General features: G+C 33.8%; 21 protein-coding genes and 1 tRNA gene. 8 read left to right on the top strand and 14 right to left on the bottom strand.

All coding sequences use genetic code 11. The features are described from left to right. Positions 1-11: 11 nt before the first annotated feature. The 6 genes from BTR34_RS10865 to BTR34_RS10840 all read right to left on the bottom strand — a co-directional run bounded on the left by BTR34_RS10865 (position 12) and on the right by BTR34_RS10840 (position 3917). On the bottom strand, positions 12-635 hold the full coding sequence (locus tag BTR34_RS10865) for an ExbD/TolR family protein (RefSeq protein WP_068481418.1): 624 nt from the start codon (positions 633-635) through the stop codon (positions 12-14). 16 nt (positions 636-651) lie between these two features. Continuing rightward, positions 652-1083 (bottom strand): hypothetical protein, encoded by a 432-nt coding sequence (locus BTR34_RS10860; RefSeq protein WP_068481415.1) that lies wholly within the window; start codon positions 1081-1083, stop codon positions 652-654. Between the two features lie 25 nt (positions 1084-1108). Further along, on the bottom strand, positions 1109-1858 hold the full coding sequence (locus BTR34_RS10855; RefSeq protein WP_068481413.1) for a MotA/TolQ/ExbB proton channel family protein: 750 nt from the start codon (positions 1856-1858) through the stop codon (positions 1109-1111). A 77-nt stretch (positions 1859-1935) separates the two neighbouring features. Next, positions 1936-2023 (bottom strand) — tRNA-Ser (locus BTR34_RS10850). Positions 2024-2095: 72 nt separating this feature from the next. After that, entirely contained in the window at positions 2096-3127 is a 1032-nt protein-coding gene (locus BTR34_RS10845; protein WP_074472173.1) for an asparaginase, read from the bottom strand. Between the two features lie 22 nt (positions 3128-3149). Continuing rightward, the gene (locus tag BTR34_RS10840) at positions 3150-3917 is read right to left on the bottom strand and encodes a TatD family hydrolase (protein ID WP_068481410.1); all 768 of its coding nucleotides are present in this window, start codon (positions 3915-3917) and stop codon (positions 3150-3152) included. Positions 3918-3954: 37 nt separating this feature from the next. Between BTR34_RS10840 and BTR34_RS10835 the strand changes: the two genes are divergently transcribed. Next, entirely contained in the window at positions 3955-4404 is a 450-nt protein-coding gene (locus tag BTR34_RS10835) for a retropepsin-like aspartic protease (protein ID WP_068481407.1), read from the top strand. Positions 4405-4445: 41 nt separating this feature from the next. Here BTR34_RS10835 and odhB read toward each other — a convergent pair whose 3' ends face one another. After that, positions 4446-5675 carry a 2-oxoglutarate dehydrogenase complex dihydrolipoyllysine-residue succinyltransferase gene (gene odhB / locus BTR34_RS10830; protein ID WP_068481404.1) on the bottom strand — a complete coding sequence of 410 codons (1230 nt, stop codon included), beginning with the start codon at positions 5673-5675 and terminating at the stop codon, positions 4446-4448. Between the two features lie 20 nt (positions 5676-5695). Continuing rightward, positions 5696-8497 carry a 2-oxoglutarate dehydrogenase E1 component gene (locus tag BTR34_RS10825; RefSeq protein ID WP_068481401.1) on the bottom strand — a complete coding sequence of 934 codons (2802 nt, stop codon included), beginning with the start codon at positions 8495-8497 and terminating at the stop codon, positions 5696-5698. Positions 8498-8614: 117 nt separating this feature from the next. Between BTR34_RS10825 and BTR34_RS10820 the strand changes: the two genes are divergently transcribed. The 3 genes from BTR34_RS10820 (at position 8615) to BTR34_RS18780 (ending at position 9919) form a co-directional block, all read left to right on the top strand. Then, entirely contained in the window at positions 8615-9130 is a 516-nt protein-coding gene (locus BTR34_RS10820) for an alpha-ketoglutarate decarboxylase (protein WP_068481871.1), read from the top strand. Between the two features lie 83 nt (positions 9131-9213). Continuing rightward, a complete protein-coding gene (locus tag BTR34_RS18785; RefSeq protein WP_157483742.1) occupies positions 9214-9369 on the top strand; it encodes a hypothetical protein in 156 nt (51 codons plus the stop codon). A 403-nt stretch (positions 9370-9772) separates the two neighbouring features. Further along, a complete protein-coding gene (locus tag BTR34_RS18780) occupies positions 9773-9919 on the top strand; it encodes a hypothetical protein (protein WP_157483740.1) in 147 nt (48 codons plus the stop codon). A gap of 25 nt (positions 9920-9944) precedes the next feature. Here BTR34_RS18780 and BTR34_RS10815 read toward each other — a convergent pair whose 3' ends face one another. The 4 genes from BTR34_RS10815 to BTR34_RS10800 form a co-directional block, all read right to left on the bottom strand. Further along, complete coding sequence (locus BTR34_RS10815; protein WP_068481398.1) at positions 9945-10298, bottom strand: hypothetical protein; 354 nt, start codon at positions 10296-10298, stop codon at positions 9945-9947. 49 nt (positions 10299-10347) lie between these two features. Continuing rightward, the gene (locus BTR34_RS10810; RefSeq protein ID WP_068481395.1) at positions 10348-11619 is read right to left on the bottom strand and encodes a metal-dependent hydrolase family protein; all 1272 of its coding nucleotides are present in this window, start codon (positions 11617-11619) and stop codon (positions 10348-10350) included. Positions 11620-11695: 76 nt separating this feature from the next. Beyond that, positions 11696-12712, bottom strand: a complete 1017-nt coding sequence (gene galE / locus BTR34_RS10805; protein WP_068481392.1) for a UDP-glucose 4-epimerase GalE — start codon at positions 12710-12712, stop codon at positions 11696-11698. 46 nt (positions 12713-12758) lie between these two features. Beyond that, a complete protein-coding gene (locus BTR34_RS10800) occupies positions 12759-13913 on the bottom strand; it encodes a DegT/DnrJ/EryC1/StrS family aminotransferase (RefSeq protein ID WP_068481389.1) in 1155 nt (384 codons plus the stop codon). A gap of 90 nt (positions 13914-14003) precedes the next feature. Here BTR34_RS10800 and BTR34_RS10795 point away from each other — a divergent pair, with 90 nt between their 5' ends. From BTR34_RS10795 to BTR34_RS19180, 3 genes are all read left to right on the top strand, one after another. Next, the gene (locus tag BTR34_RS10795) at positions 14004-15251 is read left to right on the top strand and encodes a 3-deoxy-D-manno-octulosonic acid transferase (RefSeq protein WP_068481385.1); all 1248 of its coding nucleotides are present in this window, start codon (positions 14004-14006) and stop codon (positions 15249-15251) included. Positions 15252-15384: 133 nt separating this feature from the next. Continuing rightward, positions 15385-15555 (top strand): hypothetical protein, encoded by a 171-nt coding sequence (locus BTR34_RS18995; protein ID WP_157493040.1) that lies wholly within the window; start codon positions 15385-15387, stop codon positions 15553-15555. A 213-nt stretch (positions 15556-15768) separates the two neighbouring features. Next, the gene (locus BTR34_RS19180; protein ID WP_262493627.1) at positions 15769-15891 is read left to right on the top strand and encodes a hypothetical protein; all 123 of its coding nucleotides are present in this window, start codon (positions 15769-15771) and stop codon (positions 15889-15891) included. A gap of 432 nt (positions 15892-16323) precedes the next feature. On the opposite strand, the gene BTR34_RS19135 is transcribed toward BTR34_RS19180, so the two are convergent. Both BTR34_RS19135 and BTR34_RS10785 read right to left on the bottom strand, forming a co-directional pair. Further along, a complete protein-coding gene (locus BTR34_RS19135) occupies positions 16324-18408 on the bottom strand; it encodes a family 16 glycosylhydrolase (protein WP_068481382.1) in 2085 nt (694 codons plus the stop codon). A gap of 313 nt (positions 18409-18721) precedes the next feature. Beyond that, on the bottom strand, positions 18722-21520 hold the full coding sequence (locus tag BTR34_RS10785; protein WP_068481868.1) for a helix-turn-helix and ligand-binding sensor domain-containing protein: 2799 nt from the start codon (positions 21518-21520) through the stop codon (positions 18722-18724). A gap of 421 nt (positions 21521-21941) precedes the next feature. Between BTR34_RS10785 and BTR34_RS10780 the strand changes: the two genes are divergently transcribed. Next, entirely contained in the window at positions 21942-24320 is a 2379-nt protein-coding gene (locus BTR34_RS10780) for an outer membrane beta-barrel family protein (RefSeq protein WP_068481865.1), read from the top strand. The last annotated feature ends 337 nt before the right edge of the window (positions 24321-24657 follow it).

Raw genomic sequence — 24657 nt, 5'->3', positions numbered from 1 at the left:
TTATTTATTTATTATTCGCTTGAAGTTTCAGCTTCAGATAATTTCTGTGGAAACAAACCTTGTATTCTTGTCACCTTTTCTTTCAACTCTTCTTTTACAGAGTCATCAGTTTCAGGGTTTAAATACTCTGCTTCCATTGCAACATAATCTTTTCCAAATAATCGTTTAGCTTCTCTATTTCTAAGATCATTATAAGCGCCTACCAATTCATTTTGAACCGTAATGTAGGTACTATACTTAGTTTCACGATCATTCTTAAGAGAAATAATTGCTTTTGTTGGATTATCCGAAGATTCAGCAATTCGTTTTCCTTTACAATAGCTACAGTAATCTGGACTACCTTGTGCTGCTCCACCGTTATCTAAAAACGCCATAGCCTTTTCACGTAACTTATCAATTGGAAGAATCTCATCTTCTACTAACAATTGTCCATTACGGTTAATATTTACCGTAAAAATGTTCTTTTGTTTAATAACCGGTGGTTCCTCTGTAGGTGGTTCCATTGGCGGTAACATACGATCCAAACCTGCATCTGTTTCAATAGTAGTTGTTACTAGGAAAAAGATAAGCAATAGGAAAGCTATGTCTGCCATTGAACCCGCACTAACTTCTGGTGCTCCTGCTCTTCTAGCCATAGTTTCTTAATTTTATTTATTTACTAAACATATTTTTTACAGCAGGTATCAATAAAGATGCAACAGCTATAATTGTAAGGATAAAAAATACATTTAATCCCATTCCAATTTTTTTAACTGTGCTTTCATCAGTCATAGCCGCAAATTCCGGATCAACGTCCGTTCCACTAGCTAAAACATATGAAACCCCAACTACCAATAAAAATCCTCCTATAACAAATAAAGTCTTTTTAAGACCCTGTGGATTTGAAAACAAATTTTTCAAGGTAAAGATCAAACTTGCTACAACCGCTATACCTAATAAAAGGTAGGTTATAATAAACATGAAATTCATTGGTCCGCTTTGAGCAGCTTCAGCTGCCGGCATATCTGAACTTGGCAATAAATACCATAGTATAGCACTTAATACACCTATAGCAATTAATGCTATTTTAATAATTTTTTGCATAATTTTTAGGTATTAAAAGTGATACTTATTTTTTGTGATCTACCAACATGTCAATTAAAGTGATAGAAGAATCTTCCATATCATTAACAATGCTATCAATTTTAGCGATAATGTAGTTATAGAAAATTTGTAGTATAATAGCCGTAATAAGACCAAATACAGTTGTTAATAATGCAACCTGAATATCACCTGCAATAAGAGATGCACTTAAGTTACCCACAGCTGCAATTTTCTGGAAGGCCTGAATCATACCAATTACCGTACCCATGAAACCAAGCATTGGTGCAATAGCGATAAATAAGGACAACCAAGAAACATTTTTCTCTAATTGACCCATTTGAACTCCACCGTAAGCTACTACAGCTTTTTCAGCAGACTCAACACTTTCACCAGCTCTATCCAAACCTTGATAGTAAATTGAAGCTACAGGTCCTTTTGTATTTCTACAAACTTCTTTAGCCGCTTCAACACCACCTGAAGCCAATGCATCTTCTACTTGTTGTTTTAATTTAGCAGAATTTGTACTTGCCATATTTAAATAGATAATTCTTTCAATAGCAACTGCCAAACCAAGAATCAAACATAAAAGAACGATACCCATAAAACCGGCACCACCAGTAATAAACATTTCTTTTAAAACTTGAGTAAATCCTTTTTCTGCTTCAGGTGCACCATCTTGTACTAACAAGGCCACTGTTGCTACTTTTGCACTTACAATATTTGTACCTGCTACAAATGCCCCAGCAATTGCCAGGCTTGGGAATAATTTTTTCATTTTTTCAAACTTAAATTAGTTAGTTAATAGGGTTAAAGATAAAAAAAAAACAATATAAAAAAAGTAAAATTTACTTGCAGAGAGGAAGGGATTCGAACCCTCGATACCCTTTTGGGGTATACACACTTTCCAGGCGTGCGCCTTCGACCACTCGGCCACCTCTCTAAATTCACCTTTAATAAGGTGGGGCAAATAACAAAAAAAAATCTAGTTTAAGAAATTAAAGTACTCTTTATTTTAAAGCATTTCGCCACGTAAAGAAGTTTCAAAAACTGTTTTAAAAAGGTCATGCGAGACATCACTGCCCAATAGATACATGGCCTTTGTAATTGCCGATTCTGTTGTAATATCCTTACCGTTAATAACTTGCATTTTTTTAAGCTTAGAACTTGTTTCATAATGCCCCATCATAACAGAACCTCCAGAACATTGAGTAACGTTAATAATATGGATACCATTTTTTATGGCACTTTTTAATCTTTCTAAAAACCAAATTTCCATTGGCGCATTACCTGATCCATATGTTTCTAAAACAAGCGCTTTTAAATTTTCGGCTCCCAATATAGCATCAATAATATTCTTGTTAATTCCTGGAAATATTTTTAAAATAGCAACATTATTATCCATATTTCGATGCGGTTTTAATTTTATATTTCTTTTTTGAGACAATAAATATTCATTAAATATTGATAAATGAACTCCAGATTCAATGAGATGAGGGTAATTTAATGACGCGAATGCTTTAAAGTGTTCGGCATTTATTTTAGTTGTTCTATTCCCTCTATATAATTTATATTCAAAATAAAGTCCTACCTCTTGTATTATAGCCTTCCCATTTTTTTCCAATGCCGCAATTTGAATAGCGGTTATTAAATTCTCTTTTGCATCGGTTCGTAAATCACCTATGGGCAATTGAGATCCGGTTAAAATCACAGGTTTTGATAAATTTTCAAGTAAAAAACTTAATGCTGATGCCGTATAGCTCATTGTATCACTACCGTGTAATACCACAAAACCATCATATTCATCATATTTTTCAGCAATTATATCTGAAATTGCAACCCAATGCGTAGGGTTCATATTAGATGAATCTATAGGTTGGTCAAAAGAGTAACTAGATATAGTACAGTCCAACTGATTTAACTCAGGAATATTTTTTAATAGCTGAGAAAAATCAAAAGCTTTTAGAGACCCAGAGGTATAATCCTTCATCATACCAATGGTACCGCCTGTATATATCAATAAAATATTTCTTTTCTCTCCCGTCAAATCCAAAATTTTATAATGATGATTAAATACCAAAAACCGCTATGGAGTTCCTGGTTGTTTCCAAAGCTATTTGTTCATTGGGAACACCATGAATATCTGCTAATTTTTCAAGTACTTTAACAATATATGCACTTTCATTTCTTTTACCTCTATAAGGTTTAGGAGCTAAATAGGGCGAATCAGTTTCCAATACAATATGTTTTAATTCAATTTTTTTTAAAAAGGTATCTATTTTCCCGTTCTTAAAGGTCACTACCCCACCAATACCTAATTTCATATTATATGAAATAGCCTTTTTTGCTTGCTCATAAGATCCCGTAAAACAATGAAATATTCCCCATAAATCATCACTCTTTTCCTCTTCTAAAATCTCAAAAATCTCATCAAAGGCATCACGACAATGTATTACTATTGGCAACTTGTACTTTTTCGCTATTTGTATTTGTTTCCTAAATGCAATTTGTTGTTGTTTAAAGTATTTCTTTTCCCAATATAGATCAATTCCTATTTCCCCAATCGCATAATAGGTATGGTTATCTAACATTTTTTCTACATGCGCCAGTTCTTCCTCAAAATTTTCTTTCACATGCGTGGGATGCAAACCTGTCATTAAGAACATTTGACCGGGAAAGTCTTTCTCTAAAGCCAACATACGTTCTGTATAGGTAGAATCGATAGCAGGAATAAAAAACCGCTTAACCCCTAAATCAATTGCTTTCTGTACGGTTTCTTTTCTATCTTCATCAAAAGCTTCGCTATATAAGTGTGTATGTGTATCGGTTATAATCATACCACAAAAATAAACTTATCTTTGACAAAAACGAGCCATGAAAACCCTCAAAAAATTTTTGAAGGATAAAAATTACATACGTATTCCACTAGTTTTAACCGCAACAGACCATTTTGAAATTAATGCTGAGATAAACTCAGTTGAAGGGCGGTTTATTATAGACACTGGAGCTTCTAATACCTGTATTGGAATGGACCGTATCGATCACTTTAAATTGATTTCTGAAGAATCTGCAATTAAAGCTGCAGGTGCAGGCGCTACCAATATGGAAACGTTAGTTTCTAAAAGGAATACTATTGAATTAAAATCTTGGAAGTATAAAAAACTAGAGATTGTACTTTTTGATTTAAAGCACGTAAACGAAGCGCTAACCGCACACGATGCAGAACCGGTTGACGGAATTATTGGAGCAGACATTTTAAAAAAATCGAAAGCAATTATAGACTATAACAAAAAGTATATTTATATAAAAAAGAAAAAACGTTGAGTTTACCTCAACGTTTTTATCTATTAATAGCTTTAGAAAATTTACATTTCTAATGCTTTCTTTACGTTATTATCCATCAACAATTCTTCTGGATTTTCTAAAGCTTCTTTAATAGCAACTAAGAAACCTACAGATTCTTTACCATCAATGATTCTGTGATCATAAGATACGGCAACATACATTATAGGTGCAATTGCTATAGCTCCATCTCTTGCTATTGGACGCTCAACAATATTATGCATACCTAATATTGCACTTTGCGGAGGATTAATAATTGGTGTAGATAACATTGAACCAAAAACACCACCATTAGTTATTGTAAAGGTTCCACCTGTCATTTCATCTACAGTAATTTCGCCCTCACGTGCTCTAATTGCCAATCTCTTCACCTCAGCTTCAACACCTCTAAAGGTTAAGTTTTCAGCGTTACGTATAACAGGCACCATCAAACCCTTTGGTCCAGATACCGCAATACTAATATCACAGAAATCATAAGAAACCATTTCTTTACCGTCAATCATAGAATTAACAGCAGGATACATGTCTAAAGCTCTAACTACGGCTTTTGTAAAAAAGGACATAAATCCAAGACCAACACCATGCTTATTTTTAAAGTCTTCTTTATACTTATCTCTAAGCGCAAAGATGGCACTCATATCCACTTCATTAAAAGTAGTTAACATTGCTGTTTCATTTTTCGCAGAAACTAATCTTTCTGCAACTTTTCTGCGCAACATTGATAACTTTGAGCGCGTTTCACCGCGATTACCACCTGTAGGTGTCCCCATAGAAGGAACAGCATTTACAGCATCTTCCTTCGTAATTCTACCATCACGACCAGAACCAGAAACAACATCTTCATTTATTCCTTTCTCGTCTAATATTTTTTTTGCAGCAGGTGATGGCGCACCCGATGCGTAAGTTTCTTTAGCTTTAGCAGGTTGCGGCGCTTTTTCCGCTTCAACTTCTTTTTTTGGAGCTTCTTCTTTTGAAGGGGCCGATGCAGAAGCATTGTTACCACCATCTGGTTTTGAAGCACTGGTGTCAATTAAACAAACAATAGCACCTACTGCTACTGCATCACCTTCTTCGGCTTTTAACGTAATTGTTCCACTTGCTTCAGCAGGCAATTCCAAAGTAGCCTTATCGGAATCTACCTCAGCAATGGCTTGATCTTTTTCCACGTAATCCCCGTCTTGAACTAACCACTCCGCTATTTCTACCTCCGTGATAGATTCTCCCGGTGAAGGGACCTTCATTTCTAGAATCATTCTTTCTATAATTTGATATGTTATTTTAAATCTTTGGGTTTGAACATATTATTCTTTGATTTATCAAAGACATAATCTATTACTTGTTGATGTCTTATTTTGGACCTTACTGCACTACCAGCTGCTGGTGCCGCATAAAAACGTCTAGAGACAACTCTAAATTTTTGAACCTCACTAAAATGCATTAATAAATGACTCCATGCTCCCATATTTCTAGGTTCTTCCTGAGCCCAAACCAGGTCATTTGCATTTTTATATTTTGCCATCACCTTTTTCATTTTATCCTCAGGTAATGGAAATAATTGTTCCACTCTAACAAGGGCAACATCATCTCTATTTTGCTCCTCTTTAACTGCTAATAGATCATAATAGAATTTACCGGTGCAAAAAACTAAACTTTTTACCTTTTTAACATCAGCAGTTTCATCGTCTATAACTTCCTGGAAACTACCTTCCGTTAATTCAGAAATTTTTGAAACTGCTTTAGGGTGGCGCAATAAACTCTTAGGTGTAAATATGATTAACGGCTTTCTAAAATTAGCCTTCATTTGCCTTCTCAATATATGAAACATTTGTGCAGGTGTAGTAACATCAGCGATGTACATGTTGTCCTTAGCACATAATTGTAAATAACGTTCCATTCTTGCAGATGAATGCTCCGCACCTTGACCTTCATAACCATGTGGTAATAACATCACCAATCCGTTTTGAAGCTTCCATTTATCTTCTGCAGCAGAAATATATTGGTCAATCATAATTTGTGCTCCATTACTAAAGTCTCCAAATTGTGCCTCCCAAATTGTTAAGGTATTAGGACTAGCCATTGCGTACCCGTAATCAAATCCTACAACACCATATTCAGACAAAAGTGAATTATAAATTTGAAATTTAGCTTGTTTTTCAGACAACTTGTTCAACAAGATAACTTCTTCTTCACTTTCTTCAACCTTCATTACAGCATGCCTATGGGAAAAAGTACCGCGCTCAACATCTTGACCAGACATACGTACAGCAAAACCTTCTTCTAAAAGTGAACCATAAGCTAACAGCTCGCCCATTGCCCAATCCAAATTATCGGACTCGAAATACATGTTTTTTCGATCATTGACCAATTTCTCTACTTTGCGTAAAAACTTCTTGCCCTTAGGCAATTCGGTTAGTACTTTAGCAATTTTGGTTAATTCAGCCTTCTTAAAAGTAGTGTCAACGGCATCCATCATCTCCCATTCACGTACATTTTCAAAGCCTTTCCACTCATCGGCCATAAATGGCGTAATCACGGTCTTATCTTCTTTTCTTGAATCCTCTAATTTTTCTTCTAAAGAGTCTTTATATTGCTTTTCAAGTTCAGCCACATAAGTATCATCTATAACATCTTCCTTGATCAATCTTTCTGCATATATATCCCTAGGATTCTTATGCTTTGCTATCGCCTTATATAATTTTGGTTGTGTAAACCTTGGCTCATCACCTTCATTATGGCCGTATTTTCTATACCCTAATAAATCAATAAATACATCACTAGAAAATCGCATTCTATATTCTAGTGCAAAAAGTGACGCATGCACAACTGCCTCTGCATCATCTGAATTTACGTGTAGCACCGGACTTAAAGTTACCTTTGCCACATCTGTACAATACGTAGATGTTCTAGCATCCAAATAGTTTGTTGTAAACCCTATTTGGTTATTTACAACAATATGTATCGTTCCACCTGTTTTATAACCATCAAGATTTGCCATCTGGACCAATTCGTACACTAAACCTTGACCTGCAATTGCAGCATCACCATGAACTACTATGGGTAGCACTTTAGAAAAATCATCTTGATAATGGGCATCTTGTTTTGCTCTAGCAATGCCTTCTACAACTGCACCTACTGTTTCTAAGTGAGAAGGGTTAGGAGCAATATTCATTTTAATTTTATTGCCATTGTCAGATTTTCGGTCAGATGTCCAACCTAAATGGTACTTTACATCGCCATCGAAAATTTCTTGCTCATAATCTTTACCATCAAATTCGCTAAAAATATCTTTCGCCGATTTTCCAAAAATATTGGTAAGCACATTTAATCTACCTCGGTGAGCCATACCCATAACAAATTGTTCAACGCCCATTTCTGCGGCACGTTCAACAATAACATCCAGTGCAGGTATGAGTGACTCGTTCCCTTCCAGAGAAAACCTTTTTTGACCTACATATTTAGTATGAAGAAAAGTCTCGAACGATATGGCATGATTCAATTTTTTAAGAATATGCTTTTTCCGTTCTGGGTTAAAATTTGGATGATTGTCATTAACATTTATCCAATCTTGTATCCATTTAAGCCTCTCAGGGTTACGAATAAACATATATTCAACACCAATTGCGTCGCAATAAATGCTTTCCAAGTGTCTTACAATTTCATTTAACGAACTTGGTCCAATACCAATAATATCTCCCGCATTAAAAATAGTGGCTAGATCAGATTCCTCTAAGCCAAAGTTCTTAATAGCTAAGGAAGGTTCGTAATGTCTTCGCTCTCTAACTGGATTTGTTGCTGTAAATAAATGACCTCGACTTCTATAGCCATCGATTAAGCGAATTACTTGAAACTCTTTTTGAAGAGATTCGGGCATTTCACTAGTTGCACCGTTAACTATTGCGGTAGTTCGATTTTCATCAATACTTAGTTCATCTAACGAGCTTTCTAGGCCAAAGTCAAAACCTTGAAAAAAGGCTCTCCAACTAGGCTCTACGCTATCCGGATTTACTAAATACTTGTCATACAGCTCCGAAAAAAAAGAGGTGTGTGCGGTATTTAAAAAGGAGTATTTATCCATGAATTACTTTCTGTATCTTTAGAATAAATTTCTAACAAAAATACAACATTTACAATATCTAACGATAGAATGAACGTTATTATTAGAAAAAATGAAACTTTAAAACAAAATCATCTAATGAGCTTAAAAAAAACAATTTATACAGTATTATTCTCCCTAAACCTCTTTTTCTCTTTTGCTCAAAATTCAAGTAATGCAGCTAATTTTTGGAACAATGTTAGATTTGGAGGCGGTCTTGGGCTTGGTTTTACCAATAATGGCTTTAATGGTTCTATTTCTCCTAGCGCTATTTATGAATTTAACGAGCAATTTGCCGCAGGTACTGGTTTAAGTTTTAATTATGCAAAGTTTAACGATGACAAATTTTTAGCCTACGGAGGTAGTATTCTTTCACTTTTCAACCCCATACCCCAACTACAAATTTCAGCAGAATTTGAACAATTGCGAATTAATAGAACTATAGCAACGCAAACAATCGATGTAGCGGATAATTATTGGCTTCCAGCGTTTTTTATAGGCGCAGGATATAGCACCAGAAATGTAACCATGGGTTTACGGTACGATTTATTATTTGATGACAGTAAAAGTATATACGGAAATGCCCTTATGCCATTCGTACGGGTATACTTCTAAAATTCACTAACTTTCATTAAAGCAAAACATCCAAAATCAGCAAATTAAATAACTGCCATTTTTTATAAGATGTCTTTAGAGGGATGGGTGTAACCTTTATGATCATTGTAAACTCCTCAGGTAACGGCGAAACTGGTTTTGGAAATTTAAAAACATGCAGTGAAACGGATTTACACTTACAGATTTGTTCTTCCATGCTTCTTTTTATTGATGGTAATGCCATGAGTTTAAGTATGTAAAATTAGGAAGTGGCGTATTTCTTAAAAATGTTTTAAAGCAGTTTTTTATACTATTCTTATTAGAGTATCGTATATACTGGTTTTTATTTTTTATTATGAAAATTTAAAACCTATTACCGAGACAAAAATTTTAAAACCATTGCCGAACTTATAATGGCTACCGGTATTCTGGTAACTGCAGGATTTACTTGGGATTTATTTATACCATTTAATAGAAAACTCTGGAAAAGCTCATTTGTACTACTTACTAAGTGGTATTGATATATTTTTATGCCCTTTGGATTTACCTGTTAGACCTTAAGAAACCTGATAAATAGACCTATTTCTTGGAGGTATTCGGTAAAACACCTTATTCATATATTTATTATCGAAACTGTTCGCAATAAGTTTAGCAAAGATTTCAATGAAAGCAAAAACTGCTTACAATTGGATAGCAGACAACATTTTCATAGCCAATACAAGTGATTATTATGGTTCGCTATTATTTGCTCTTTGGATTATGCTTACCTGCTGGCTTGTTGGTTATATAATGGATATAAAAGAAATATAAGTAAAAGTATTATTTGCAAGTCTCTTTATTGATATCGATTTCGATACCACACTTTTTTATACTCACGTTTTAAAATCAAAAAAGTAACCTGATCCGCTACATCAACGGTATCTGTAATTTCAATGTTTTGAAATTCACTTTCCGGTACATCTATGATGTACATTAGGTTTAGATATTCAGCAAAATGATCCATCATCAAGAAATACAACTTCTCCTTAATGAGCGCTACAAACTCGATATATTCCAGTAATTCAGGAATTTTTAGAGGTATATTGGCAAGTACAAAATCTTTCTGAACCTGCTGAATCAATTTATCAAAAAGTGAATCATTCAATACAACCTGCATTAATTGCTCACTACTTTCAACATTCAACTTCATGTTCAATCACTCCAATCTTAATACTAACTAGCAGAAACTATAAAAAAGTTTATTGCTTATAAATAACTCCCTCTTTCATAACAAAAACTACATCTATAAGTGTTTCCACATTTTCTAAAGGATTTTCATTTACGGCAACAATATCAGCAATAAAGCCCTCTTTAATTTGACCTAATTCCTTTTCCCCCAATAACATTGCATTGGTAATTGTAGCTGAGCGCAATGCCTCAATAATAGGCATGCCCGCCTTGTTCATGTATATGAATTCCTTTGCATTATCTCCATGAGGTGATACCCCAGAATCGGTACCAAAAGCAATGCTTACCCCTTTTTTATAAGCTTTCGCAAAAGTTTCATTTAATTTTGGTCCTATTTCCAAAGCTTTCTTAGCTACTACAGGTGGTAAGTAATTAGGAATTTTAGCTAACCTTGCTGCTTCCTGTCCTGCAGAGATAGTCGGCACCATATAGGTATTGTGCTTAACCATTAAATCCATAGTTTCTTCGGACATTAATGTACCATGCTCAATAGTTTTTATTCCTCCTAAAATTGCTCTTTGCATACCTTCATCCCCATGAGCATGAGCTGCGGTAAGCATACCATAATCATTAGCTGTTTCTGTAATTGCTTTTATTTCCTCAATAGTAAACTGAGGGTTTTGACCACTTTTAGCAACACTTAATACGCCACCGGTAGCAGTTATCTTAATAACATCTGCACCTTCTTTATAACGCTGGCGCACAGCTTTTCTACCATCCTCAGGAGAATTGACCACTCCCTCTTTTGGCCCTGGGTCTCCCATTAACTCATTGCTTCTACCATTTGTTGGATCTGCATGGCCACCCGTTGTAGCCAGTGATTTACCTGCCGTAAAAATACGTGGACCGACTACTGTACCTTTATTTATAGCTTTCTTCAAAGCAATATTTACACCAGATCCACCTAAATCACGTACGGTCGTAAAACCAGCCATCAAGGTTTTTTTGGCATATACGGTCGACTGAAAAGCCACATCGGCCTCATTCATGGTGAAAGCTTCTAAATATCTTGACGGACTAGATTCGCTTTCAATATGAACATGCATATCTATAAAACCTGGTAAAATAGTTTTCGATTTTAAATCTATTACCTCGTCCGTATCACTTCCTGTAACAAAACCATTTTTAATCTCTTTTATCTTATTTTCTGAAATGACTATTGTTTTTTCAGACAAGATTTTACCAGATTCAACATCAACTATTTTTCCACATTGTAGATATGTATCTTGAGCAGTTGTAACTGAAAATACCAGTAGCATTAGAAGAAATAAATAATTTTTCATAAGAGATGATCTTTAAATTAAATAAGGGGAAATATAGCCATATTTCCCCTTATATATAGTGTTATGCCCTAAAAAATCAGTCACGTATTTTCTGTTCCCAGATCCAAGCGTAATTCATGGCTTCTTCCAAAGTATATTCAGCTTTCCAGCCTAACACTTTATTAGCCTTCGTAGTATCCGCATAAGCACTAGTAATATCACCAGGTCTTCTATCAACTATTTTATAATTTAATTTTCTGCCAGATACTTTTTCAAAACTATGAATCGCCTCTAATACAGAACTACCTGTACCTGTTCCTACATTAAATACCTCATAATTAGATTCATTTTTTCCGTTAAGCAAACGTTCCAAAGCAACCACATGTGCTTTAGCTAAATCTACTACATATATGTAGTCTCTAATACACGTGCCATCTGGAGTAGGATAGTCATCACCAAAAACGGATAATTCATCTCGTAAACCTATACCCGTTTGGGTAATAAATGGAACTAAGTTCTGAGGCACACCCTTTGGCAATTCACCTATTTCTCCACTTGGGTGCGCACCCATAGGGTTAAAATAACGTAATGCAATCGCATTTAAACTTGGAGTTACTTTGCAAGTATCGGCTATTATCTCTTCACCCATTTGTTTTGTATTACCATATGGTGATTCAGCTACCTTCACAGGGGCATCCTCCGTAATTGGCATTTTATCTGCCTGTCCATAAACGGTACAAGAAGAACTAAAAATAAAACTTGCTTTATTTTTATTACAAAGTTCTTTTAAAATATAAACTAAGGTTCCAATGTTGTTCTCGTAGTATAATAATGGTTTTTCAACACTTTCCCCTACTGCCTTAGATGCTGCAAAATGAATAACACCCGCTACATCTTGATGTCTTTGAAAGAAATCCTCTACCTTTTGCTTTTCCTTTAAATCTAATTTTTCGAAAATTGGTTTTTTCCCTGAAATGGCCTTAATACCATCCAGCACTTTTTCATCAGAATTAGAGCAATCATCTATTATAATCACTTCAAATCCCTTATTCTGAAGCTCCACTACTGTATGAGACCCAATAAATCCTAATCCACCTGTTACTAATACTTTCATTTACTACAATATTTCAACTTAAATCAAATATAGGACACTTCTTATTTTATGCATTAACAAAACCGATAACCATCTTTGTTATATGGTTAATCTGTTCATCATCCAATTCCGTATGCATTGGTAAAGAAATTACTTCTTTTACTAATTTATTAGTTACAGGAAAATCTTCTTCATTGTATCGTACATCTAAATAAGCTTTTTGTTTATGCAGTGGAATTGGGTAATACACTCCACATGGAATTTTATTCTCATTTAAATGTTTAACTAGAGCATCTCTTTTTCCATTTGTAATTTTCAAGGTATATTGATGAAAAACATGACAATCACAAACATCGCAAATACCTTCACAGGTGTTAACCGTAACGGGAGTAATAATATGTTCTTGTCCTTCAAATGCTTTGGAATAAGCTCTTGCAGCATTTCTTCTTGCATCACAATAGCCATTCAACCTTGGTAATTTTGCTCTTAATACGGCAGCCTGTATAGAATCTAATCGTGAATTTACCCCAACAACATCATGATGATAACGCTCGTACATACCATGATTAACTATACCTCGTAAGGTATGCGCCAATTCATCGTCATTGGTGAAAATTGCTCCACCATCGCCATAACAGCCTAAGTTTTTAGAAGGAAAAAACGAAGTGGCACCAACATGACCCATACTACCCGCCATGTACTTTGTACCATCCTTAGAAAGATACTTTGCCCCAATAGCCTGCGCATTATCCTCAATTACAAATAAATTGTGCTTTTTAGCCAAAGAAAGAATTGCATCCATATTAGCACATTGTCCAAAAAGATGAACAGGAACGATTGCTTTTGTTTTTGGTGTTATTGCTTTTTCAATTGCTTCAATGTTAATATTGAATGTATCTGGATAGACATCCACCAAAACAGGAGTCAGTTGCAACAGTGCAATGACCTCTACTGTTGCAGCAAAAGTAAAATCTGCGGTAATAACCTCATCGCCTGGTTTTAAACCCAACCCCATCATTGCAATTTGCAATGCATCTGTCCCATTTGCACAAGGTATTACATGTTTCACGCCTAAATATTCCTCTAACTCTTTTTGGAATGCGTGTACCTCGGGTCCATTAATAAAGGCCGACGTTTCTAATATTTGCGTAATAGCAGTATTAACTTGATCTTTTATTTCTTGGTATTGACCACTTAGGTCTACCATTTGTATTTTTTTCATCTTTTGAAATTACATGAAGTGGCACAAAAATACGAAACAGACAACAGTATTTTTATGGAAAGAAACGTAATTTAGCCCAAAAGCTTCAGTTTGTACTTTCTATATAATCTTTTAGCCCTAAGTGCTTCATTTGTTATTAAAGTTTTGTCTTTAATAAATCCTAAACTTTCACTTTTTGTAAAAGGTAGAAAAGAGACATTTTCCATAATAAAAAAATCTATTTCAATTAAGGACAAAGTTATTTGGATACACGCGGCTTCTTTAGGAGAATATGAACAAGGTCTTCCTGTAATGGAAAAATTAAAAATTGAATATCCCTTGCACAAAATTGTACTTACGTTTTTCTCTCCTTCAGGCTATGAAGTTAAAAAGAATAGCACGGTTGCAGATTCAATTTGCTATTTACCATTGGACACTAAACAAAATGTACGATTATTTTTAGACGCCGTTCATCCTGAGATGGCAATTTTTATTAAGTATGAAGTCTGGCCTAATTACTTAGCTGCATTAAAAACAAACGACATTCCTACTTTTCTTGTTTCCGCTATATTTAAAGAAAATCAAATATATTTTAAATGGTATGGCTCATTTATGCGAAAAGCACTACTGAATTTTACTCACATATTTGTTCAGAATAAGAAATCAAGCTCCTTGCTTAAATCTATTGGTGTACATAATGTATCTATATCTGGCGATACCCGATTTGACAGAGTGAGTGAAATTTTAGAAAGAGACAATTCGTTAGATTTTATGAATCATTTTAAAAATGACATGTTTTGTTTGGTAGCCGGAAGCACATGGCCTGAAGATGAAAAATTAATAATTGACTACATCAATCAAAACACACATCATATAAAATTTGTATTTGCCCCACATACGATTAAAACAAAGCACATAAATACAATAATACAGGCCATAAACAAACCTGTTCTATGTTATTCCGAATTAGATGTAAAAAAACCTGAAGGCTATGATGTTCTTTTAATTGACACCATTGGTTTATTAACTAAAATTTATAGCTATGCTGACGTTGCATATGTAGGTGGCGGTTTTGCAACTGGCCTGCATAACACTTTAGAGCCTGCTATTTTTGGCATACCGGTTATTATTGGGCCTAATTTTGATGGATTCGTGGAAGCAGAAGAGTTAGTACAACTAAAAGGGGTTATATCAATTAAGGATTCAACTGAATTTAAGGACAAACTGAATCTATGTTTTGTAGACGCAACGCACAGACAAAAATCTGGTCAAATAAACTATTCTTACATAAAAGCTAAAGAAGGTGCAACAGAGAAAATAATGACCGTCATTAACTCCTTTTTTAGATATAAAATATAATCACACTCATTCAAATACTACAATAATTACTTTCCAAATTATGGTATCTGGATTATAAAATTTATACTTTACATAGGTAATATAATCCTTTAGTCGATTTTACAGTGCTATTTTACAGCACTTTAAGAGCAATATGCTTATATTGAGCATAGAACAACAGAACAATAGAATTATGGAACGAGAAATTACTTCAGGAGTTAAAGTGCTTAATGGTTTTTTAAAATTAATGAACGCGTGCCTTATAATAATACTGATTTCTATACCAATTGCTGCTTTAGCAGATTGGATTGGACTATTCAAGTAAACTAATTGATGGCAAACAATTTTTATTATACAAATGTGCTTTAGCTAAGTATCGATAAAATACCATTTTTATAGCTATGTTACATTCTATAAAGCTATTAACAACACAAAAATAGAGTTTAACAACATATTTTTAGCATTTTACAACATTCCTCTCTTTAATGTTGCAAATATCCATTAGCTTTAGTAAAGTAACCTTAAAGCATGTAATGTTATGAATAATTTATCATTTAAAACAGGGGTAGACACCTATCTATCTGTATTGATCATTGCAATGAACGCTTTTTTAGCTGTAGTTGCAGTAGGTACTTTTTTAGCCCTTATTGGGATTGTTTAATTTTTTAACCCTAGCCCATATTGTTAAAAAAATACTTTTATAATGCCCCTTGTAAAAAAGGGGCATTTCATTTTCTAAAAGTTAAACTCTTATTTCCCATTTATAAGTTCGCAACTAATCAGCAAAAAAAAACTTAACTAAAATTTTACATTGAACTCATCTTGACTTTTTGTTTGGAACCGAGAATTATGGCTTTTGTGCCGTAATGAAGTTATTTTTTATTTACATAGCCATAGCTACGGAACTCAAAAATGACAAAATTAGGGTACATAATGTATAATTCGTAGTTAAAAGAAAATGTCAAGATGAGTTCATTGTATACCAAACACATTTTAAAGAATTTCATTTCTAATAATTACAATAGTTTTTCATTAAAACTAAAAAGGCCATCGAATTTAAATTCGATGGCCTTTACTTTACAATCGTTTTAAATTATTGATAAACTCTTACATAATCAACCTCCATAGTATCTTGAGTAAACGCAGGGTCAATTGTACCTCCAAGATTACCACCCATGGCAACATTCATTATTAAGAAGAAATCACTGTTAAAAGGTGTGCTGGAAGAGTTCACTAAACTATTATGCACCAATTCTCCATCAACTACAAACTTAATGCTATCCGCTGTCCATTCAACCGTATAATTATGAAATTCTGATGTAGCTGTTGGCACTAAGGTTGAACCAACTACAGCTGATCCGCCAAAATTACCAGGATAATGTAAAGCACTACTTATGGTATTACTATTATTTCCAACATGTTCCATAATATCTATTTCTCCACAGGCTGGCCAACTTACCTCATCAAAATTTGCGCCCAATGCCCAAAGTGCCGGCCAGGACCCTCCTGCAGAAGGTAGTTTAGCTCTTATTTCAACTCTACCATATGTGAATTCAAAAAGATTTTCAGATTTAATTCTAGCAGAAGTAATTCCTCCAGAAGGCGAAACACCAAAATCAAAGAATACTACAACCCTGTCATATGTTCCAGCAGGAGCTGCGCTAAAATCAAAAGTTAATATCTCCCACTCATTAGCGGTCGCGGTAGTTACACTAAATTCTACATTCTCATCGGCGTTAGCCTGATTTTCTAATTTAAGTATAACATTAGCACCTACAGCTGGTGACCATGTCTTTATGCTAATACTTGGAAACGCTACCAAATCAATTGGCGTTGCTAAGTCAAAGAAAGACCCCGCCCAGGTTTCAGCACCTAATCCTTTGGTGGACTCTGCTACTTTTGCAGAAGTATTGTCCCCTATTGTATTTGGATTATCCACAACGACTGTTTCTGTACCTCCGAAACCTGTAAATACTGGAGCTGTACCTTCGAAATTTTCTAATGATTCAGTTGCGCCACCTGATGCTATTAAAGTTACATCATCAAAATAATGAACAGCAGCTTCGCCAACACCAGCGATAGCCGTTATCTTCAATACGCCATCTTCAACTTTAACATTTTCAGATTCACTTGTATAGGTTTGTGCTTCTGAGTTACCCCAGCCACCTGCGCCTAAATCATAAGTCCAATTTAAAGGATTAGGAGCTCCGTCAATATCAAACTCATCTGACCAAACTAAATTTGTATATATAGTCTCTAAACTTTCATCGCCACCACCTATTGCTGGCGCAGAAGTAAATCTTATATACCAAGCTAAATCAGGATTCATAGTATCATATGTTCTAACATACAATAAATTATCACTTATGGACAAAATCTCGTAGGTAGACGAACCTACGTAATAACTCATAAATCCACCATCAGAAAATTCCATTTGCATACCCGTAGTTTCAGCTTCAGGAACATTACCTTCTACGGCCGAAAAAGTAACTTCCTTTTCTCCAGATGTATCATAATCATAACAAAAATCTTCATCAGCGGTACCGCCAACAACTGCTTTATGTCCTACATTAAAAAATGTTTGTCCTTTATTATCCAATACATAAGTAACATCACCACTACTATCAACGGAGAAAGTTAACTCATCATCACAAAAGCAATCTGAGATTTCACTTCCGCATTTTTCAAAAGCCTGTGCAGAATACCATTTAGGATACCACCAATCCCCGTCAATACCTTCTCTTGCCGGACCTAGTCCTAAGTGACCAGGTTGTGCAGCCGCCAAGAACCAAGTTTTTGAATTCCCACCTGTTATTAAATTTACAAGGTCTGAATTTGTAACAGGAATATCTATAGTTACTTGTACCGTCTCAGTCTTTGTTGACCCATCATAACCAGTAGCGGTTATGGTCACAGTATAGGTATTAATACCTGCTACTACATAGGTTTTAGAAATAGAACCTGTAAGGGATTCACCGGTAGTTCCGTCGCCAAAATCATAACTATAAGATTTTGCGCCAGAAGCACTGGATTTAAAACTTACTATACCCGACCCATTAGTACTAACCACCGAACTTACCGTTAGATTTGAAAGTGGGCCCGAATTAAAAGAGTCATCCTCTTCACAGCTTGTAAATACCATAAAAAATGCAACTAAAATGAACATTAAGCTTTTCATAATTTTAATAGTGTATTAAGTGAGTTAATTGTTGTAAAACTGTTAGTAGGATTTAAGCGATAAGCTCAAATCCTATGAGAGTCTTATGTCAAAGTAATTTCATTTGCAATTTAAATCACCAAAGTGCTAATTCCGAAATAATAACCCATACAAAAAACATACATAGCAATATTATGTAGTTAAAATAAAGATATTACCAACATATAGCAGAATTCACCAGCTATAATTAATAAATAAAAACACTAATTAAATTCTTGCAATGAACACCTATGTTGTGGTAATGTTGTGGTAAATTCTACAAGTGTTGTGGAATTCACAAATTCATAATATAGTCGGTTAGGCTATCTTCATGAGAAAGGTTCATTTTTTTACGAAGTCGATATCTTTTAACCTCAACACTACGTACTGAAATATTTAATAATGGAGCTATTTCCTTTGAAGATAAATTTAAACGCAAATATGCACACAAACGTAAATCTTTTGCTGATAATTCTGAATGTTTAATTTTAACCTTTTTTAAAAAATCCTTGTCCGCATTATTAAATGCATTCTCAAAAAATTTCCAATCATCTTCATTATTAATATTTCTATCAATAGTCCTGATTACAGATTTAATTTGAGGATTATTCTCATTCTCCTTCAACTTATCTTTTATAGCATTCAAGAACTCATTCTTTTTAATAATGCTCATAGTAGAAATTGCTAATTCTCTATTCTTATTTTCTATTAGACCTTTTAGTTGCTCATTTTTTATTTGAACAATTTTCTTCTGATTTTTAAGTTTCTTACGTTTAAGTTTCTTCTTGTTCTCCTTTACTATTTGATGTTGCTGTTGTCTATAATAATTTTTATAAAGCTTGTGAACTAGGATTGAAAATAAAATCCCAATACATATATAACTTAAAATTGCCCATATTGATAAATACCATGGCCTATGAATTATAAATGAGTAATGTGAAGTATTCTTAGAAATCTTATTGCCTATTTTGGCCCTTACCATGAAATTATACGAACCGTAAGACAAATTTGCAAAAGAAACATTTGATGTTGAAGACCAACTGCTCCATTCGTCATATTCTCCCTCAAGCTTATATTGATAATTTACCTCCGTATATTTGTCATATTCCGGTACATTGTAATAAAAATGTAAATTATTATCGGAAAAATTAAACTCATTTGCTCCTTTAAGTTCCACTTTTTTCTTTGGAGAGTCATAAAATTCTTTTGTAATAGAATTGATATAAATTTCAAACTCATTCTCCTTAATTTTATTTAAATCCAAAGTCACATAACCATTAGAATTTCCTATCAAATAAAGCTCATTCTTTAATTGAACTATAGACTCAAAACCAACAACGCCCATGCTTCTTCTAAATGATTTGGGAATCGAAACCTTAACATATTTTGGATTTCCACTTAGCAAGCCTGGGGTTACACATATAATATTATTATTTGTAAAACCCCAAAGTTTTTCATTAGCATCTGTAGGTTGAAGTATTCCATGAACACTTTCCTCATTAGTAATAAATTTGCTTGTTAAAATAGAATCAATTACAAAATCATCATTAGCTACCAAATATTTATAGACTCCATTTACTGTAGAATATAATATGTCTCCATTATATAAAACTAAACTAGAGCTAGTACCTTTAGAAGTAAAATGCTCTTCCTCTACTACAGATGAATACTCATTATCTATTTGTAAACTAAATACACCTTTAAAATCATGGTTAATAAGAATTTGATGTTTGTCAATAAATTGAAAAAACCTACTTGAAATATCAAAACCTTCAATTTGGTTTCTAAATTTCCATTCACCATTAGTTTTTTCTAGAATACTCAGTCCTTTGTAATTACCTTGCAACAGTAGATTATTATTAGAATCAATTGGTTTAATATCCCAGGTACCTGCAAAGTCGGAAATATGCTTTGCTTTATTTTCTTCTATAACATAAGTGCCATTATGATGTCCGCAAAATAAAGTCCCATTTATCTCTTTTAGCAGCCATACTTGTCCTTGTGTACCTTCAATTAATTTAAAGCTTGCTTCATCATTACGATGCTTATAGAATAAGCCTTGGTTTGTCCCTAAATACAAAGCATCATTAAACAAAGCAGCGGTATATACTACCCCAACAACCCCTAATTGATCAATATATTCCGCAAAAGGGGAATCTAAATTTAACACACTTAATCCGTTGTCAAGACCCAACCAAAGATTGTTATCCATATCTTGAAAAAGTGATAGAATGGTATTATTATTTAATCCCTTTTCTTGATTAATATGCTGTATTATCTTGCCTTTTTGATCTAAATGATATATTCCGTTAGAGATGGTTCCTAAAATTAAAGAGCCATCATTTAATTGTAACGCACTATATATTTTTGAAGCATTAAAATTAGGGTCATCACTAATGTTTAACTTACTTACAATATTGTTTTTTAGCGAATAAAATTCTCCGTGTTCTGTTATAAGAACCTTATTGTTATTCAGTGAAACACTAGCTATTACATTGTCCTTTTTTAAAAAAGATTGATTAGACACTAAAAGAGGTTTACCATTTTCAATTGTAAAAAGCCCCTGCCCTAATTTTTGAAAATAAATTCTATTTTCCACTTCTAATATTGCCGCTCTATTAGTTTTAGCCTCAATAATTTCAAAAGAATTCTTAAGTGTATCATAAATGTAAATACGATCTAAAGATTGAAACAATACCCAATCTTCAAACGATGAAATATTCCAAAAATGTTCATCTTCAATAAGCTCGTTTTTTGTGTTTTTTGAAATAGAAGTATATTCTAAATCTCCAAATTTATCTTTGCTCCAAAACCCAAATTCCATATAGCTGCCAGTATAAACTTTATCTCCAATAACCTTCACCGATTTTATAGGGGTGCCATAAGGAGATTGGTACAACTGCCATGTAGAACCATTAAATTCCAAGAGTCCGCCATTATTGGCAACATAAATATTTTTATTATGAGCTTGATCTATTGACCAATTTTGATTTTCTGCGGCATATTCAATTGGTGTATAATTCTGAATTGGAGGTAATTCCTGAGCAAAAAGCCCAAGTGAAAATAATATGAATATTATAGAAAAAGATTTCATAACCATTTAAGGGAACACCAAAGTATATTGAATTTAAATATAAGCTATTTAAGACTAGAGATTAGGCTATTCTATTGATATCATAATTAAAAACAAACTATTCTGTTCAATCTCTGAACATTTACTTTATAATACAAAATGAACTGTATTTTAATACCTAGTAATTAACTTTGAAATCAAAGTCAATTATCCCATGAAAAACATTAAACTTTATTTTCAAAATTACCGATAAAAGTAAAACAGACCTATTTAGCAACAAAGGTGTAATTATTACGATAATTCCTTAATTTCAATTACAATAAAATTTTTAACAACTCTTTTGAATGGTGACTAAAGACACTGCTATAGTCGTTTGCAGAATTTAGGTTTTATTCCAAAAAAGGAAAACGCATCTTTACAATTATCAACATCAATTTTTATCATGCATAAACAACTTAAAATTTCGTTACTCTTCCTAATAGTAGTATTAGGCATCAACACCATCAGTGCACAAAACACAACAACTATTACAGGAAAAATAGTGGAGACAACTAATGGCGAACCAATTGAATTTGCTACGGTTTTAGTCGGCAATCCAATAGATCAAAAGCCAATTGTTGGCACTACTACCCTACAAGATGGGAGTTTTATTTTGGAAACAACAGCTGCTAATTTCTATATTGAAGTAAGCTTCATTGGTTTTACCACAAAAAGATTTGACGACCCTACCATAACCAACGGAAAAATTAAACTAGGTACCGTAGTTATCGCTGAAGATTCCCAACAATTAGACGAGGTTGTTGTTGAAGGAGAAATAAGCCAAACAGTATTTAAATTAGACAAACGCGTTTTTAATGTAGGCGCAGATTTAAGTAGTACTGGTGCTAGTGCTTTAGAAGTTTTGAACAATGTCCCATCTGTTAATGTAAATATTGAAGGACAAATAAGTCTACGTGGCAGTCAAGGCGTACAAATGCTGATTAATGGAAAACCATCGGTCATTGCAAATGAACAAGGAAATGCTCTAGGCACTTTAACTGCAGATATGATTGAGCGCATTGAGGTCATTACTAATCCGTCTGCCAAATATGATGCGGAAGGTACATCTGGTATCATCAATATCGTTCTCAAAAAAGAGGAAAAAAAAGGATTGAACGGAGCTGTAACTTTAAATACAGGAACACCAAACAACCATAGTTTAGGACTTAGCCTAAATAGACGTACTGAAAAATTTAATCTATTTAGCCAATTAGGCTTTGGTCGTAGAACATTCCCAAGCGATGAAGAAACTGAAAATAGAAATTTAGTAGATGATACTTACATAAGCAGTTTTGGACAAAATGATAAAAATGAAACTTTCTTCAATCTTATACTAGGCACAGATTACCATATTAATGATTTAAATGTAATTACACTTTCTGGGAATTTTGCCTATGAATGGGAAAAGGAAAACGCAGATGCCATCTTCAGCACTTTTGACTCTAATAATTCACTTACAGATGCTTTTAGAAGAAAAGAACTGACGGAAGCTACCAACCCAAAATATTCCTATGAATTACAATACAAGAAAGATTTTGAAGGTAATGAAGAACAATCGTTGTTATTAAGTGCCACTGGAAATCTCTTTGCCAAAGACCAAACATCAAATTTCATCAATACTACAACTGTTGGCAATGAAGATGATTTGTTACAGCAAAGTAGAACAGATTTTAGCCAGGCCGAATATACTTTTAAGGCAGATTACACCCATCCTTGGGCAGAAAAATTTACCTTGGAAACCGGCGCCCAATACCAAATTAACGATGTAGAAAATGATTTTGCCATTAGTAATTTTGATGGTGTAAATTTTATTGACAATCCAGATTTAACGAATATATTTGAATGGACACAGAAAGTACTTGGTGTTTATGGTACTACAGCGTACGAGAGTGATAAATGGGGATTAAAAATTGGACTTCGTTTTGAAGATACCGATGTTGCTACTCTATTACAAAATACAAATGTTAGCAACGATAAAAAATACAATAACCTCTTCCCTAGTGGACACACATCTTATAAAATTAATGATGATCTTTCTTTACAGGCAGGATATTCCAAACGAATTTTTAGACCTCGATTGTGGGATCTTAATCCGTTTTACAATATTAGAAATAATTTTAGCATAAGTACTGGAAATGCCGACTTACAACCAGAATTTACCAATAGTTATGAAATTACCAGTATATATAAATTAGGAAAAGTTTCTATGAACCTTGGCGTTTTCTTTAGACATACCGAAGATGTGGTTGAACGTATAGTAGAATTTCAAGATAACGTAAGCATCTCAAGGCCTGAAAACGTAGGGATAAACAATACTACTGGTGTAGAGTTTAATGCAAAATACATTCCTTCAAACTGGTTATCATTCACAAACGATTTCAACTACAGCCAATTTACAAGAGAAGGTGATTTTGAAGGCAACTCTTTTGATTTTAAAGGAGACCAATGGTCAACACGGCTAACCAGTAAATTTAAATTACCTGCAGATATTGATTTAGAATTCATAGGAAATTATCGTTCAGGATACAGAACCTTACAACAAGAAATCACAGAAAACATTTTTATGGATTTTGGAGCAAGAAAAAAGATACTGAAGGGGAAGGCCATAGTAAATCTGAGTATTCGTGATGTGTTTGCTTCTAGAATACGCGAAAGTGTTACCTCGCAACCAGAATTCTATTTAAGAGATTTTAGTCAGCAGGGTCGTTTTGTAACCCTGGGCATCAGTTTTGGTTTTGGAAAGGGGGAAGCAATGGAGTTTTCAGGTCAGAAACATTTTTAAACCGATCGCCCAAAATTTGTATCGGTTATAATTAGAAACAGTTCAATCCATTGGATCATGAACCTACCATAATCGATAATATGTTGTCTTGATTTTCATGTCAGCCACCTTACCTGTAGGAAACATTCCTTCGTATTTTTAGGTGAACCTATTGTGCTTTTTTAACTAGCTCTACAATAAGATAGACCAATCAAAATCTTTCGTGATGAAGTAAAAAAAATATCGAGAACCAATTTAATACTCAATTGGTTCTCGATACATTTGCTGTTTCTTAAAAAAATCGACAATCAACTACGGTAAATGACATTTTTTTAAACACACCATGGGTATGATAATC

It is taken from the genome of Maribacter hydrothermalis (assembly GCF_001913155.1).
GTDB classification, from domain to species: domain Bacteria; phylum Bacteroidota; class Bacteroidia; order Flavobacteriales; family Flavobacteriaceae; genus Maribacter; species Maribacter hydrothermalis.
Note: the sequence above shows the minus strand (reverse complement) of the source record. Positions and strands in the feature narration are given on the sequence as shown.

What these genes read in the sequence shown, in the direction of transcription:
- BTR34_RS10825 (WP_068481401.1), bottom strand. Translation starts at nt 8,497, where the DNA reads ATGGATAAATACTCCTTTTTAAATACCGCACACACCTCTTTTTTTTCG.
- BTR34_RS18995 (WP_157493040.1), top strand. Translation starts at nt 15,385, where the DNA reads ATGCTTATATTGAGCATAGAACAACAGAACAATAGAATTATGGAACGA.
- odhB (WP_068481404.1), bottom strand. Translation starts at nt 5,675, where the DNA reads ATGATTCTAGAAATGAAGGTCCCTTCACCGGGAGAATCTATCACGGAG.
- BTR34_RS10820 (WP_068481871.1), top strand. Translation starts at nt 8,615, where the DNA reads ATGAGCTTAAAAAAAACAATTTATACAGTATTATTCTCCCTAAACCTC.
- BTR34_RS10865 (WP_068481418.1), bottom strand. Translation starts at nt 635, where the DNA reads ATGGCTAGAAGAGCAGGAGCACCAGAAGTTAGTGCGGGTTCAATGGCA.
- BTR34_RS10860 (WP_068481415.1), bottom strand. Translation starts at nt 1,083, where the DNA reads ATGCAAAAAATTATTAAAATAGCATTAATTGCTATAGGTGTATTAAGT.
- BTR34_RS18780 (WP_157483740.1), top strand. Translation starts at nt 9,773, where the DNA reads ATGAAAGCAAAAACTGCTTACAATTGGATAGCAGACAACATTTTCATA.
- BTR34_RS10785 (WP_068481868.1), bottom strand. Translation starts at nt 21,520, where the DNA reads ATGAAATCTTTTTCTATAATATTCATATTATTTTCACTTGGGCTTTTT.
- BTR34_RS10810 (WP_068481395.1), bottom strand. Translation starts at nt 11,619, where the DNA reads ATGAAAAATTATTTATTTCTTCTAATGCTACTGGTATTTTCAGTTACA.
- BTR34_RS18785 (WP_157483742.1), top strand. Translation starts at nt 9,214, where the DNA reads ATGGGTGTAACCTTTATGATCATTGTAAACTCCTCAGGTAACGGCGAA.
- BTR34_RS10840 (WP_068481410.1), bottom strand. Translation starts at nt 3,917, where the DNA reads ATGATTATAACCGATACACATACACACTTATATAGCGAAGCTTTTGAT.
- BTR34_RS10780 (WP_068481865.1), top strand. Translation starts at nt 21,942, where the DNA reads ATGCATAAACAACTTAAAATTTCGTTACTCTTCCTAATAGTAGTATTA.
- BTR34_RS10800 (WP_068481389.1), bottom strand. Translation starts at nt 13,913, where the DNA reads ATGAAAAAAATACAAATGGTAGACCTAAGTGGTCAATACCAAGAAATA.
- galE (WP_068481392.1), bottom strand. Translation starts at nt 12,712, where the DNA reads ATGAAAGTATTAGTAACAGGTGGATTAGGATTTATTGGGTCTCATACA.
- BTR34_RS10835 (WP_068481407.1), top strand. Translation starts at nt 3,955, where the DNA reads ATGAAAACCCTCAAAAAATTTTTGAAGGATAAAAATTACATACGTATT.
- BTR34_RS10855 (WP_068481413.1), bottom strand. Translation starts at nt 1,858, where the DNA reads ATGAAAAAATTATTCCCAAGCCTGGCAATTGCTGGGGCATTTGTAGCA.
- BTR34_RS19135 (WP_068481382.1), bottom strand. Translation starts at nt 18,408, where the DNA reads ATGAAAAGCTTAATGTTCATTTTAGTTGCATTTTTTATGGTATTTACA.
- BTR34_RS19180 (WP_262493627.1), top strand. Translation starts at nt 15,769, where the DNA reads ATGAATAATTTATCATTTAAAACAGGGGTAGACACCTATCTATCTGTA.
- BTR34_RS10815 (WP_068481398.1), bottom strand. Translation starts at nt 10,298, where the DNA reads ATGAAGTTGAATGTTGAAAGTAGTGAGCAATTAATGCAGGTTGTATTG.